General features: G+C 63.2%; 14 protein-coding genes. 11 read left to right on the top strand and 3 right to left on the bottom strand.

Features of this window, described 5'->3' with window-relative positions; translation table 11 throughout:
* The first annotated feature begins 57 nt into the window (after positions 1 to 57).
* The 7 genes from HH213_RS20855 to HH213_RS20825 all read left to right on the top strand — a co-directional run bounded on the left by HH213_RS20855 (position 58) and on the right by HH213_RS20825 (position 6,650).
* Positions 58 to 1,398, top strand: coding sequence for an ATP-binding protein (locus tag HH213_RS20855; RefSeq protein ID WP_169113501.1), 1,341 nt, complete (start codon positions 58 to 60; stop codon positions 1,396 to 1,398).
* Between the two features lie 260 nt (positions 1,399 to 1,658).
* Complete coding sequence (locus HH213_RS20850; RefSeq protein WP_110848597.1) at positions 1,659 to 2,441, top strand: inositol monophosphatase family protein; 783 nt, start codon at positions 1,659 to 1,661, stop codon at positions 2,439 to 2,441.
* A 202-nt stretch (positions 2,442 to 2,643) separates the two neighbouring features.
* On the top strand, positions 2,644 to 4,044 hold the full coding sequence (locus HH213_RS20845; protein WP_110848598.1) for a DEAD/DEAH box helicase: 1,401 nt from the start codon (positions 2,644 to 2,646) through the stop codon (positions 4,042 to 4,044).
* Positions 4,045 to 4,174: 130 nt separating this feature from the next.
* Positions 4,175 to 4,954 carry a 2-oxo-tetronate isomerase gene (gene otnI, locus HH213_RS20840; RefSeq protein ID WP_169113500.1) on the top strand — a complete coding sequence of 260 codons (780 nt, stop codon included), beginning with the start codon at positions 4,175 to 4,177 and terminating at the stop codon, positions 4,952 to 4,954.
* 67 nt (positions 4,955 to 5,021) lie between these two features.
* Positions 5,022 to 5,792, top strand: coding sequence for a hypothetical protein (locus HH213_RS20835; protein ID WP_169113499.1), 771 nt, complete (start codon positions 5,022 to 5,024; stop codon positions 5,790 to 5,792).
* Between the two features lie 9 nt (positions 5,793 to 5,801).
* Positions 5,802 to 6,227, top strand: a complete 426-nt coding sequence (locus tag HH213_RS20830) for a hypothetical protein (RefSeq protein ID WP_169113498.1) — start codon at positions 5,802 to 5,804, stop codon at positions 6,225 to 6,227.
* A gap of 45 nt (positions 6,228 to 6,272) precedes the next feature.
* Positions 6,273 to 6,650 (top strand): TraR/DksA family transcriptional regulator, encoded by a 378-nt coding sequence (locus tag HH213_RS20825; protein ID WP_110848602.1) that lies wholly within the window; start codon positions 6,273 to 6,275, stop codon positions 6,648 to 6,650.
* 7 nt (positions 6,651 to 6,657) lie between these two features.
* On the opposite strand, the gene HH213_RS20820 is transcribed toward HH213_RS20825, so the two are convergent.
* Complete coding sequence (locus tag HH213_RS20820; RefSeq protein ID WP_110848603.1) at positions 6,658 to 7,020, bottom strand: hypothetical protein; 363 nt, start codon at positions 7,018 to 7,020, stop codon at positions 6,658 to 6,660.
* Between the two features lie 139 nt (positions 7,021 to 7,159).
* Positions 7,160 to 7,711 carry a glycine zipper domain-containing protein gene (locus tag HH213_RS20815; RefSeq protein WP_110848604.1) on the bottom strand — a complete coding sequence of 184 codons (552 nt, stop codon included), beginning with the start codon at positions 7,709 to 7,711 and terminating at the stop codon, positions 7,160 to 7,162.
* Between the two features lie 160 nt (positions 7,712 to 7,871).
* Here HH213_RS20815 and HH213_RS20810 point away from each other — a divergent pair, with 160 nt between their 5' ends.
* Genes HH213_RS20810 through HH213_RS20795 form a run of 4 tightly spaced genes read left to right on the top strand, consistent with a single transcriptional unit; the run spans position 7,872 to position 12,072 of the window.
* Positions 7,872 to 9,377, top strand: a complete 1,506-nt coding sequence (locus tag HH213_RS20810; protein WP_169113497.1) for an EAL domain-containing protein — start codon at positions 7,872 to 7,874, stop codon at positions 9,375 to 9,377.
* The gene (locus HH213_RS20805) at positions 9,374 to 10,189 is read left to right on the top strand and encodes an HDOD domain-containing protein (RefSeq protein WP_169113496.1); all 816 of its coding nucleotides are present in this window, start codon (positions 9,374 to 9,376) and stop codon (positions 10,187 to 10,189) included. Before HH213_RS20810 ends, HH213_RS20805 begins: the two co-directional genes overlap by 4 nt.
* A gap of 9 nt (positions 10,190 to 10,198) precedes the next feature.
* Positions 10,199 to 11,575, top strand: coding sequence for a PAS domain-containing sensor histidine kinase (locus HH213_RS20800; RefSeq protein ID WP_169113495.1), 1,377 nt, complete (start codon positions 10,199 to 10,201; stop codon positions 11,573 to 11,575).
* The gene (locus HH213_RS20795; RefSeq protein ID WP_169113494.1) at positions 11,572 to 12,072 is read left to right on the top strand and encodes a response regulator; all 501 of its coding nucleotides are present in this window, start codon (positions 11,572 to 11,574) and stop codon (positions 12,070 to 12,072) included. The genes HH213_RS20800 and HH213_RS20795 overlap by 4 nt, the downstream gene beginning before the upstream one ends.
* On the opposite strand, the gene HH213_RS20790 is transcribed toward HH213_RS20795, so the two are convergent.
* Positions 12,073 to 12,945 (bottom strand): M90 family metallopeptidase, encoded by an 873-nt coding sequence (locus HH213_RS20790; RefSeq protein ID WP_169113493.1) that lies wholly within the window; start codon positions 12,943 to 12,945, stop codon positions 12,073 to 12,075.
* Positions 12,946 to 13,000: the final 55 nt, after the last annotated feature.

Raw genomic sequence — 13,000 nt, 5'->3', positions numbered from 1 at the left:
ACTATTCGCCCGGCAATAGTTTGCCTCAACTAGCCGTCGCTACTGTATTCTGTTCGGATGCACACATTACTTACGCTTGCGATCGGCGGCGACCTTGAGATTATCGGCTCCCGTCTGCGTGCAAGGCAAATTGCTGCATTGTGCGGCTTTAGCAACCAGGACCAGATTCGTATCGCGACCACCGTTTCCGAACTGGCACGGACGTCCTTCAATTACGCACCCGGCGGTACGATTCGCTTTCTCCTCCGGGCGTTGCATGGTCGCTGGGCGCTGTTGATAGAAATTGAGATGGCATGGCGGGACAGGCATCAGACAGAGCGCGCTATTGTTGAGGCGAAAAATGAGTTAATCGGTAGCGACGGCGTTGTGGCGGCCAGGCGCTTCATGGACGAATGCGATATCACGACTGATCAGCGTGGCCTGTTTATCGTGCTGCACAAGTTCTTCGACATCCAAACTTCTAAAAATACCCCTGAAGACATCGTCACGGCGATTTCGCACCTCGAAAAACTGCCCAGCAATATCGCACTGTCCGAAGCCAATCGACAAAACGTTGATCTCTCACAAGCGTTGCTCGCGCTCGAGGCTAAACAGATTGAACTGGTCGAAATATCCAGCCAGTTAGAGCGCACCAACCGGGAAGTGGAAGGTCTTAACGCGCTGTTGCGCGACAAGGCGGCGGCTCTCCTTTCCGCCAGCCGCAGCAAAGATGAGTTCCTGTCCACGCTTAGTCATGAGCTGCGTGGTCCACTGTCCGCATCGGGCATGGCAGCTGGCTTGCTGGAAGCGAGCCCACACAACGCCGAACAAACAACCAAGCTGAGTCAACTGATCACCCGACAGGTCAAGCACATGAGCCGACTGGTCGAAGATCTGCTGGACGTATCCAGGGTCAGCCGCGGCCTGGTGTCCATGCACGCGCAGCCTGTCGATATCTCGACGGTGATCACGGCAGCGGTCGAGCAGTTATCGCATGCGATCAGTATCAAGGGACATGCGGTGGAGGTCGACCTCCCCGCCAGACCATGTATGATTTTAGGCGACCGTACACGTCTGGTTCAGGTGTTGAGCAACCTGCTGGGCAACGCGGTTCGCTACACGCCGAACGGTGGCGACATCGTTATCAAAGCGCAAATTGAAAACGATGAGGTCGTGGTTGAGATTTCGGACAACGGCATCGGCATCGCCGAATCGCTGATGCCGCACCTGTTTGATTTATATACGCAGGCGGAGCTGTCAACCGATGGAAAAAATAGCGGCCTGGGGCTCGGGCTTGCGCTCGTTAAAAGCCTGGTGGAACTGCACCATGGCCGCGTCACCGCATATAGCGCGGGCATCGGACAGGGCAGCAGTTTCGAACTGAGGTTCAAGTTGATGGTCGTTTGCTTGACAGATTGACAATCACCAGGCCACCGATTGGGCAGCGCTTGATCACACGGGAGACCCGAAGCGCTCGAATAAATCCCCGATGTTTAAAAAGATTCGTGTTGATTTGGGACAGGTTCATTTAAAATAGCGCAATCGCGCGGTAGCCACACGGAATTTCACAGCTTGGCACCGCCCCGCTCTTTGTCATTTTGTCTCCTCTCGTGCCGCCGGACTGGAATGCTTCCGGCGGGCGTTAGCATTTTTATACGGAAAAGTCCATGCAATCTCCAATGATTAACACGGCCGTGAAGGCCGCTCGTCGCGCCGCCGCCGTCATCAACCGCGCCTCCTTCGACCTCGACCGCGTCATCGTGACCGAGAAGGACCACAAGGACTACGTCACCGACGTGGACCAGGCTGCCGAGCAAGCCATCATCGAAGTGCTGTCCAAAGCCTACCCTGACCACGCCTTCCTGGGCGAAGAAAGCGGCGCTTCCGCCAATGCGCACGACGAGGCAGAATACACCTGGATCATCGACCCGATCGATGGCACCACCAACTTCCTGCACGGCTTCCCGCAATACTCGATCTCGATCGCGCTGTCGCACCGCGGCATCATCACGCAAGCCGTGATCTACGACCCGGTCCACAACGACCTGTTCACCGCCACCAAGGGCGCCGGCGCCTACCTGAACGAAAAACGCATCCGCGTGGGCAAGCTGGACCGCATCGCCAACGCCCTCCTGGCCACCGGCTACAAAACCGGCAGCCCGAAAGCGCTGAAAGAATACCTGGAAATGTACGGCATCATGGCTGAACGCAGCCAGGGCATCCGCCGCGCCGGCAGCGCCGCACTGGACCTGGCCTACGTCGCCTGCGGCCGTCTGGACGGCTTCTATGAAAAAGGCCTGAAACCGTGGGATATCGCGGCCGGCACCCTGCTGGTCACCGAAGCCGGCGGCATCGTCGCCGAATTCAACGGCGAGTCGGACTACCTGTTCAAAGGCGACATCGTGGCCGGCAGCCCGAAAGTGTTCGGCCAGATGATTGGTCTGCTGACGCCGTTCGCATAACTTCGCATTAGTTCGACAATTTGTTACAAATTAGGGGCGCTGCGGCGCCCTTTGTCTTTCCTTAGCGAAACATAAGCCGCACTTAGCTGTTATACTGAAAGCTGCGGCCTACGCCCAGTCCTGTACCGCAAGCTCAAGAACAACCGATTGCCTGCGACTGACGCCCACCGTGGCGACAGGTCGATCATAACAAAAAGTTAATATGTCATTTTCCTCCCTCGGTTTGTCCGATGCGCTGATGCGCGCAGTTGCCGACACTGGCTATACCTCGCCGACCCCGATCCAGCAGCAGGCGATTCCCGCCGTGCTGAATGGCGGCGACCTGCTGGCCGGCGCACAAACCGGCACCGGCAAGACTGCCGGCTTTACCCTGCCACTGCTGCACCGCTTGTCGACTGACGCGGTCGGCGCCAAACTGACCAGCAACACCTCGACCCGCGCGATCCGCGCGCTGATCCTGACCCCGACCCGCGAACTGGCGGCCCAGGTTGAGGAAAGCGTGCGCATCTACGGCAAGTACACCAAGTTGAATTCCGCCGTGATCTTCGGCGGCGTCGGCATCAACCCGCAGATCAAGCAACTGAAACACGGCGTCGACATCCTGGTGGCCACCCCAGGCCGCCTGCTGGACCACATGGACCAGGGCACGGTCGATCTGTCGAAGATCGAAATCCTGGTGCTGGACGAAGCCGACCGTATGCTCGACATGGGCTTCATCCGCGACATCCGCAAAGTGCTGGCCAAGCTGCCGCCGAAGCGTCAGAACCTGCTGTTCTCGGCCACTTTCTCGGACGAGATCAAGGCGCTGGCCAACGGCCTGCTGACCAACCCGGCGACGATTGAAGTCGCACGCCGCAATTCGACGGTGGAAATCATCGCGCAGAAAATCCACCCGGTGGACCGCGACAAGAAACACCCGATGCTGGCCCACCTGATCAAGTCCAACAACTGGACCCAGGTGCTGGTGTTCACCCGCACCAAGCATGGCGCCAACAAGCTGGTGGAACAGCTGGACAAAGACGGCATCAAAGCCATGGCGATCCACGGCAACAAGAGCCAGTCGGCGCGCACCAAGGCGCTGTCGGAGTTCAAGGACAGCAAGCTGCAAGTGCTGGTCGCCACCGACATCGCCGCGCGCGGTATCGACATTGACCAGCTGCCGCACGTGGTCAACTACGACCTGCCGAATGTGCCGGAAGACTACGTCCACCGGATCGGCCGTACCGGCCGCGCCGGCGCGACGGGCGAAGCGGTATCGCTGGTCTGCGTGGATGAGAACGACATGTTGAAAGACATCGAAAAGCTGATCAAGCAGACCTTGCCGCGTGAAGTGATTCCGGGCTTCGAGCCGGACCCGACCGCGCGTGCACAGCCGATTCAGCTGCGCAGCGGCAACCCAGGCCATCGCAACGGCGGCCGTCAAGGTCAAGGCGGCGCAGCGCGCAAGCCGGGCGCCGGCAATGGCGGCGGTAACGGCGGTGGCAGCAAACCGCGTGCGGCTGGTGGCGGCAACGGTGGTGGTGCTCCGCGCGGCAACGGCGGCGGCAATGCCGGCGCCCCACGCTCCGCAGCCCAGCACCGCTCCGGCGGCCGCGGCCGCTAACCCCAGCAAGAACGGGTCTGACCCGCACGGGTCAGACCCAAGGTTGTTGCCGTGCGGGGTGAATGCACGCCACACAGTGAACATTTGGGCTAGGATAGCAACTCTGCCAACGCGCACCCCGCTATCCGCCATGCCAAAATTCGCCGCCAATCTGTCGATGCTGTACACCGACGCGCCGTTCCTCGACCGTTTCGCCCTCGCCCGCGAGGCCGGCTTTGAGGCGGTCGAATTCCTGTTTCCCTATCCGTACGAAGCGACGCAACTTGCCGAGTTGCTGCAACGCCACCAGCTCAAGCTGGTGCTGTTCAACCTGCCGGCAGGCGACTGGAACGCCGGCGACCGCGGCATGGCCTGCGATCCGCGCCGCGTTGGCGAGTTCCGCCAGGGCGTAGCCAGCGCCCTCGCCTACGCCACCCCGCTCGGCGTGACGCAAGTCCACTGCATGGCCGGCAAACTGCCGCCCGACACGCCCCTCGATCTCGCCCGCGCCACCTATCTCGATAACCTGCGCTACGCCGCCCAGCAATTACAGCCGGCCGGTATCAATCTGCTGATCGAGCCGATCAATCACTACGACATGCCCGGCTACCTGCTGACCCACAGCAGCCAGGCGCTGCAAATCATCGCCGAGGTTGCAGCGCCGAATCTGTTCCTGCAGTACGACATCTATCACATGCAGCGCATGGAAGGCGAACTGTCCAACACCATCGCCGCCAACCTGCCATTCATCAAGCACATGCAGGTGGCCGACACGCCCGGCCGCCACGAGCCAGGCACCGGCGAGATCAATTACCGCCACCTGTTCGCCCACATCGATCAGCTCGGCTACGACGGCTGGCTCGGCTGCGAGTACATCCCGGCCGGCGACACCAATACCGGCCTCGGCTGGCGGCAGGCGCTGACCACGTAGTCTGCGCCCGCGCAACACGGAGATATTCACTAACGGCAACAATCGTCCCACCAACTGCGGAGTGCCCATGAAACTGTCCCGTTTATTCCTGATGCTGGGCCTGCTGGCCATTCTCACCGGCTGCGCCAGCAGCACGCCGCGCATGGCCGAGGTGCGCGCCTTTGCCGCCGATTCGCCCAAGCTCGGCGCCTACCATGAGTTGACCGAGCGCTACCGCAACACCTACCAGCGCGAGCAGCCCTACCTGTCACCCGAAGCCGACGCCCGCGAACGCCAGCTCGACGCCAGCCGCCAGCAAGCCTGCGACGATTTCGTCAAACTGCAATACGGCCTGCAAGCGTATATGCAAACGCTGGGCAAGCTGGCCGGCGACAGCCAGTACGATCTGGAAGACCAGGTCAAGGCGATCGGCAGCGGCATCAAGGAATGGCCGGACTCGGGCCTGGACAGCCGCCACGTCAACGCCTTCGCCGGCCTGACGCGGCTGATCGCGCGCGGCCTCACGCGGCCCATGCAGGAGAACGCCGTCAACGACATCCTGCGCGATGGCCAGCAGCCGGTGCAGGACGTACTGGACGCCATGCGCACGCTGTTGCGCCTGTACGATAAGAGCAATGACAACGAGCAGAAAATCGTCCTCGGCATGCTGGAATCCGCTATCCCGTTTGTCGATCCGCAGCGCGAACGCCTGCTGCTGGCGCTCGCCAGGTCGCAGCAGCAGGAGAAGCAGGCCGAGTACCGCCTGATCGGCCTGCGCTACACGCTGGCGCGCAAGAACCTGGACCTGATCGAACAGCGCCACCGCGCGCTGGTCGAACAGCTTCCGACCAAACAGTAAGGAGTGGCCATGGCAAATCCGAACCAACAAGCCCAGATCGAGCTGCTGGCCGATCATCTGTCAGCCAATGCCGACGCCCTGCACCGGCGCCTGATGCGCGCGATTCGCCAGCCGGCGGCGGACGGCGCCCTGCCCGGCATTTCGCAAGGCGTGGCGCAGGCGCTGTTTGAAAACGAGGTGGCGCTGCGCCAGCGCGCCAACGGCCTGTATCTGGAGGCGGCGGTGCTGGCCGCTTCCGGCCTCGGCCCGCAACAACAGCAGTTGCTGGACCTGACCGCGCGCGCACAGGAAAAAATCGACAAGATCGACCGTCTCAAGGATCTGGTCGACCTGGCCGGCGAACTGCTGTCCGTGGGCGCGGCGGTGGCGTCCGGCAAGCCGGAGCAGATGCTCAAGCCGCTGGAAAAACTCAAGCAGCACATCGAGGCGCTGTAGAACCAATCGTGAGCGCGCAAGTCCAAGCCGTAAGGAGGTCGCGCTATGAACGGACTGGACGATCACCAATGGCAGGCGTTACACGGACGGCTGGAACACGCTTGCGCCGCGCTGCTCAGTCAACTCGCGGATGACCTCGACCGCAGCACCGATCTGCGGCTGCCGCAGCCGCATGTGGCGGAAGCCTCGCCGGCCGACAACGCCAGCCAGCGCCTGCTGCACGCCGCCGTGCACGACGCCGCCACACTGACGTCGCTTCAGCTGGGCATCGTGCGCCACGCGCTGGTCAAATTCATGGACCAAAGCTATGGCCTGTGTGAAAACTGCGGCGAAGTGATCGGCTATTCGCGGCTAGAAGCGCGACCGGAAGCGCGTCTGTGCATCAAATGCCAGACGCGGCTGGAACAATACGGCAGGCGTTAATCGTCAGCTAATCGTCATTCAGCCAGGGCTGGCTGCGGATTTTGGCCACCTGGCGCTGCGCCATCAGGCGCCACAGCTGCAAGGCGTCGGCCTGCTGCTTGACGGTCATGGTGCGCGGCGAGGCCAGCGCGATTTCGCAATCGCGGTCGGACCATTCGGCAAAGCGCACCGCACCGCCGCTCGAGACTTCCATTTCGTACATCAGGCCGTCATCGTAGCCGAAGCGCAGCACCGCGCTGCCGGGGCCGCCGTCGGGGCTGATCGTGTTACCACCGTAGACGTCGGACAGGGCCGCCGCCAGTTGGGCCTCGGACGGCGCAGCAACGTCGCGTCCGTCCGGACGAGTGAGCACTAGCCATGCCTGCGTCATTGCAGCCTCCGCTCTTCGGTTGATCTGTGCAGACTATCATACCGAAAATTGCATGCTGCGCCGCCATCGTCTCAGATAAGCAACAGCGCCAGCCGAATGGCAGATACCAGGCTGACACTGTTGCGCTAGTCAGTAGCCATCAGGCCGGCACCGGCAGCGAATTCGGATTGAAATCACCCCAGTCGCCGCCGCTGATGGTGCCTTCGGCCCGTTCAATGTCGGCCGCGTGCAACCGGCGCAGGATGTCCAGCGCCTTGTCCTCCTGCGCCGTGTCGTCCACCGCGACCGCGATCAGCATGCCGGACTTGCGCGGCGCCTGCACATTGCTGCCGTCCTCGTCCGGCTCGCCGGCTTCCTTCATCTTGTGCAGGCTGTACAGCGAACCGACGTGCGCGCCGACCAGCGCGCCCACCACCGGCCCCACCGGCCCGGCGATCGGAATGGTGGCGCTGCCGATGACGGCGCCCGCGACCGCGCCAGTGGCGCCGCCCTTGACCACGCCCTCGTCGCTTTCCTTGGCGCCGGGCGACTTGTCATGGTCGCCGCCCAGTTCGTGCACATCGTGCTGTCCGGCTGGGTTAACGTAGAAGGCGCTGATCCGTGCCGCCGCAAAACCAGCGCTCAACAACGCCAGACGCGCATCGGCGATTTCATCCTGCAATTGAAAATGGCCCGCAATAATCGTGCTCATTGGTGTTCTCCTGGATTAACGTGGCCCCAGTGTGCCCCGCATGGCGAGCGGCTTCCGTTCGCGCGCGCACATGAAAAAGGTTGAATGCCGCGTGCTTATCCGTAATAATCAGTCGATAGTATTTTCGAGCAGCCAGCTTCCATTTCGATAGGAACGCCTGATGGAGTTCGATGATTCGCCGCCGCGCTACCAGCCGCTGGTCGATTTGCGCAATGGCGCGGTCGCCGCCGTCGAAGCATGGCCGGCGCATGGCGACACGCTGGACCTGCTGCGCCGCAGCTGCGAAGACCGCCAGCTGTGGCAAGGCGGCGCGCTGCATGGCAGCGATATCCAGGTGGCCCTCAACCTGACCGCGCGTCAGCTGCACGATGCACGCTTTGGCGCCGGCGTGGCGGCACTGCTGGAACAGTACGACATTACCCCGGCGGCGCTGACGCTGGAGGTGGCAGAAGCGGTGCTGATGCAAGATCCAGCCGCCGCCGGCAGTGCACTGGCCTGGTTCAAACAACTGGGCGTGAGCCTGACGCTGGACCAGTTCGGCGCCGGCCCGGCCTGCCTCAGCAATCTGCAACGCTATCCCTTCGATTACATCAAGCTCGACAGTGCGGTGGTGCGCGCGCTGAACGATAGCGACAGCGCCGCCGCGGCCGCCCACTGCCAGGCGCTGATGGCGATGGCGCTGCATCTCGGCATCCGCGTCGCCGCCGACGGCGTGCAAACCGAAGCCCAATGCGCCTTCCTGCGCGACAATTTGTGCGACCTGATCCAGGGCGAACTGTACGCCGCGCCATTGCTGCCGGCCGACATCGGCGCGCTGCTGCGCGAGGACCGCCGCCTGCCGCCGCAACTGTTGCGGGTGCAGGCGCGCAACCGCAGCCTGCTGCTGGTCGACGACGAGGTCAACATCGTGTCGGCGCTGAAGCGCCTGCTGCGCCCGGACGGCTACCAGATTCTGACCGCCCATTCCGGCGAACAGGGGCTGGAAGTGCTGGCGCAGCAGCCGGTGGACGTCATCATCTCCGACCAGCGCATGCCCGGCCTGAGCGGCGCCGACTTCCTGCGCCAGGCGCGCAGGCTGCGGCCGGACACCATTCGCATCATGCTGTCCGGCTATACCGAGCTGCAATCGGTGACCGACGCCGTCAACGAAGGCGCGATCTACAAATTCCTCACCAAACCGTGGAACGACGAGCAACTGCGCGACCATCTGCACGACGCCTTCCGCCTCAAGGAAATCGCCGACGACAACCACCGCCTCAACATGGAAGTGCGCAACGCCAACCACGAGCTGGCCAGCGCCAACCGCCGCATGGAGCAGTTGCTGCATCAGATGCAGCGCCAGATCGACCGCGACGAGATCAGTCTTGGCGTCGCCCGCGACATCCTGCAACAATTGCCGCTGCCGGTGATCGGCATGGATGACGACGGCATGATCGCGTTCGTCAACGGCGCCGCCGGCCGCCTGTTCCAGCGCGCCGGCGCCTTGCTTGGCAACGAGGCCTGCACCATGCTGCCGGAACTGTTCGCCGGCGACGGCTGCCTGCCGCCGGCCGGCCATCTGGCCGACATCGGCGGCGTGCGCTACACCGTCACCGCCTACCCGATGGGCCTGCACTCGGCCTCGCGCGGCAGCCTGATCACGCTCAGCCAGGGAGAGCCGCCATGAGCCACATCGCACTGGATGAGGTGGTGCGCCGCGTGCACGACCTGCCGTCGCTGCCGGCGGTGGTGGCCGAGCTGCTGACCAGCATGGAAGAAGACGATATCGACCTGCACTACCTGGCCGGCCGCATCGCGCTCGACCAGGCGCTCACGGCCAAGACGCTGCGGCTGGCCAACTCCTCCTTTTACGGCATGCCGTCCAAGGTCACCAGCATCCAGCAGGCGATGTCGGTGCTGGGCCTGCACAGCGTGCGCACGCTGGTGACCGCCTGCGGCGTGATCGGCACCGTGCCGGCCACGGCCGGGCCAGCGCTGGACTTCGGCCTGTTCTGGCGCCACGCCATCGCCACCGCCGTCTGGGCGCGCGCGCTGGCGCGCCACCTGCGTCAAAGTCCGGACACCGCCTTTACCGCCGGCCTGCTGCACAACCTCGGCACACTGGTGCTGGCCACCCGCTTTCCCGACGAGTACGCGGCGGTGCCGCTATGGCGCGCCGAACATGCCGACGCCAGTGTCGCCGACGCCGAGCTGGCCGTGTTCGGCGTCGACCACGCGCAGGCCGGCAGCGCACTGGCGGCGCACTGGAACTTCCCGCCGGCGATCCAGGACGCCATCTGCCACCAGCACCGCGCCAACGCCACCGGCCTGGCGCTGGCGGTCGGCATGGCGCATCGGCTGGCCGATTCAACCGACGCCAGCGAAGAGCAGCGCGAACAAGCCTGGACCACCCTCGCCTTCGACGATGCGCAGCGCCAGCAGCTGAGCGAAAACTGCCCGCTGATGGTCAACGATATGTGCCAGATATTGGTCAACTAGGAATCCACGATGAAACTTTCCACACAGGCCGAGGTAGCGCTGGACGAATTCTTTGACGGCCATCCGGTCGCTACCTTCGCCGTCAACCGCCACCACGTCATCACCCACTGGAACAAGGCGTGCGAGCAGCTGCTGGGCTGGACCCGCGCCTGCATGGTCGGCACCCGCAACCAATGGCAGCCGTTCTACATCAAGGAACGGCCGCTGCTGTGCGATCTGATCGTCGATGGCGATGACAATATCGCCGACCACTATCCCGGTCACAGCCACCCGTCCACGCTGATCCCGGGCGCCTACGAATCGGAAGACTTCTTCCCCAACATCGGCGCCAGCGGCCACTGGCTGCACTTCACCGCCGCGCCGCTGCGCGATGCCGAGGGCCACGTGGTCGGCGCCATCGAGACCATGCGCGACGTCACAGAACGCCGCGTGGCGGAAAACGCGCTGCGCCAGTCGCGCGACAGCCTGGAGCATATTGTCGAGAAACGCACCGCCCAGCTGGCGCAGGCCAATGACAAGCTGGCCGACGACATCCGCCAGTTGACCGAACTGAACGATTTGCTGTCGGCCGCCCAGCAACAGCTGGTGCAGGCCGAAAAGATGGCCTCGATCGGCCAGCTGGCGGCCGGCGTGGCGCACGAAATCAACAACCCGATCGGCTATATCTTCTCCAACGTCGGCACCTTGCAGAATTACCTGGAGCAGCTGTTCGAGATGCTGGACGCCTACCAGGCGGCCGAGGCCAGCATCGCCCAGCCGGCCGTGATCACCAAATTGCGCGCCATGCGCGAGCGTATCGATCTGGATTTCCTGCGCCAGGACATTCCGGCGCTGATGCGCGAATCGGGAGAAGGACTGGTGCGGGTGCGCCACATCGTCGAAGACCTGAAGGATTTCTCGCGCGCCGACAACAACCAGGAATGGAGCCGCGCGGATCTGCACCAAAGCATCGATTCGACGTTGAATATCGTCGCCAACGAAGTCAAATATCACGCCGACGTGGTCAAGGCCTACGGCGACATCCCGGCCATCGAATGCCTGCCGCTGCAAATCAACCAGGTGGTGCTGAACCTGGTGGTCAACGCCGCCCAGGCCATGGGCGAGCAGCGCGGCACCATCACGCTGCGCACCGGCATGGCCGACGCCGACACCGTCAAACTGGAAGTGGAAGACACCGGCAACGGCATCGCACCGGACACGCTGTCGCGCATCTTCGATCCCTTCTTCACCACCAAGGCGGTTGGCAAGGGGACCGGGCTGGGCCTGTCGCTGGCCTACGGCATCGTACAAAAACACAAGGGCCGCATCGAAGTCGACACCGAAGTGGGACGCGGCACCTGCTTCCGCGTGCTGCTGCCGGTGCGCCATACCGAGGAATTATCATGAGCCGCATACTGCTGGTGGACGACGAACCGAATATGCTGAGCGCGCTGCAACGGGCGCTACGCCAAAGCAAAGCGCTGGCCGGCGCGCAGATCGAGACCTTCACCAATCCGTTCGACGCGCTGAACCGCATCTGCGTGTGCGAGTTCGACCTGGTGGTGTCCGATTTCATGATGCCGGAGATGACCGGCGGCGACTTCCTGCAAGCGCTGAAGGACGTGGCGCCGACCACGGTGCGTATCATGCTGACCGCGTCCACCGACTTCAAGACGGCGATGACGGCCATCAATGAGGCGCATGTGTTCCGCTTTATCTCCAAACCGTGGCAGCAGTCGGAACTGGAGCAGAACATCCTGCAGGGGCTGGAAGAGCGCCAGCGCCTGTTGGCCGAGGCCGGCAAGACGCCGAGCGCGGCGGATCAGGAAGCCCAGCGGCTGGAGGACGAGGAACCGGGCCTGCTGCACGTCAAGCGCACCGACGACGGCTCCATTATCCTGTGATCACCAGCTGTAGGCGAACGACACTGGCGGCGGTTCCGGCGGCGCAGGCGGTGGCGGCGGCGACATCCAGGCGCGTGGATCGACCCGGTAATATTTAAGGAATTCCTCGTACAGCTCGGCGTGATGTTCGGCCATCTGGTACGGTTTTTCAAAGAAGGTTTCGGTGGCCACGGCGAAGAATTCGGCCGGATTGGTGGCGCCGTACGGGTCCATCACGGTCTCCATGCGGTGCATGGCGTGCATCCGCAGATTCTGAAAGTTGCGCGACAAGACTTCCGACCATTCGCGGTAGCTGGCCGGATTGCCGAGATATGGCGCCCCGTTGGCGCGGCCCGATTCGCTGTCGAGCTGGTGCGCAAACTCGTGCAGCACGACGTTGTGGCCATCGGTCCAGTCGCCGGCGCCGCGCTGCACATCGTCCCACGACAGCACCACGCGGCCATCGTCCCACGACTCGCCCAGCATGCTCTGCCGGCCCGGCGTAATCACACCGCCCGGCCCTACTTCGGCGCGTTGCGCCACAAATTCCGAGGGATAAACCAGGATGGTGTGCAAGGCTGGATAGACTTTGCTGGGCCGGTTCAGCAGCAGCAGACAGGCTTGACCGGCGATGGTGACCGCCATTTCATCGGTCACCTCCAGCCCGGCGCAACCGACAAACTTCTTCTGATGCAGGAATTGCACCACCAGCTTGCGCAGTTGTTGCTGCAAGTCGGCCGGCATGTTGCGGTACACCGGAATAGTATGCTGCAGGATGGCGACCGCCTCGGGCGGCAATGGCCGGGCCAGCACCCGCTGCAAGCGCCAGCGCGGGTAAATGAAGGGCAGCGCGATCGCCAGCGCCGTCAGGCCGATCCAGGTCAAAGCTTCCATGTGCCGCAGGTCCGTGAGATGTAATGCCAGCTAGGTGGGGCTGCATAACAACATT

The sequence above is a fragment of the Duganella dendranthematis genome (assembly GCF_012849375.1).
Lineage (GTDB): Bacteria > Pseudomonadota > Gammaproteobacteria > Burkholderiales > Burkholderiaceae_D > Rugamonas > Rugamonas dendranthematis.
Note: the sequence above shows the minus strand (reverse complement) of the source record. Positions and strands in the feature narration are given on the sequence as shown.

Coding starts and splice junctions, on each gene's coding strand:
- HH213_RS20805 (WP_169113496.1), top strand. CDS start 9,374: ATGAGCCACATCGCACTGGATGAGGTGGTGCGCCGCGTGCACGACCTG.
- HH213_RS20855 (WP_169113501.1), top strand. CDS start 58: ATGCACACATTACTTACGCTTGCGATCGGCGGCGACCTTGAGATTATC.
- HH213_RS20810 (WP_169113497.1), top strand. CDS start 7,872: ATGGAGTTCGATGATTCGCCGCCGCGCTACCAGCCGCTGGTCGATTTG.
- HH213_RS20850 (WP_110848597.1), top strand. CDS start 1,659: ATGATTAACACGGCCGTGAAGGCCGCTCGTCGCGCCGCCGCCGTCATC.
- HH213_RS20825 (WP_110848602.1), top strand. CDS start 6,273: ATGAACGGACTGGACGATCACCAATGGCAGGCGTTACACGGACGGCTG.
- HH213_RS20830 (WP_169113498.1), top strand. CDS start 5,802: ATGGCAAATCCGAACCAACAAGCCCAGATCGAGCTGCTGGCCGATCAT.
- HH213_RS20815 (WP_110848604.1), bottom strand. CDS start 7,711: ATGAGCACGATTATTGCGGGCCATTTTCAATTGCAGGATGAAATCGCC.
- HH213_RS20820 (WP_110848603.1), bottom strand. CDS start 7,020: ATGACGCAGGCATGGCTAGTGCTCACTCGTCCGGACGGACGCGACGTT.
- HH213_RS20800 (WP_169113495.1), top strand. CDS start 10,199: ATGAAACTTTCCACACAGGCCGAGGTAGCGCTGGACGAATTCTTTGAC.
- HH213_RS20790 (WP_169113493.1), bottom strand. CDS start 12,945: ATGGAAGCTTTGACCTGGATCGGCCTGACGGCGCTGGCGATCGCGCTG.
- otnI (WP_169113500.1), top strand. CDS start 4,175: ATGCCAAAATTCGCCGCCAATCTGTCGATGCTGTACACCGACGCGCCG.
- HH213_RS20795 (WP_169113494.1), top strand. CDS start 11,572: ATGAGCCGCATACTGCTGGTGGACGACGAACCGAATATGCTGAGCGCG.
- HH213_RS20835 (WP_169113499.1), top strand. CDS start 5,022: ATGAAACTGTCCCGTTTATTCCTGATGCTGGGCCTGCTGGCCATTCTC.
- HH213_RS20845 (WP_110848598.1), top strand. CDS start 2,644: ATGTCATTTTCCTCCCTCGGTTTGTCCGATGCGCTGATGCGCGCAGTT.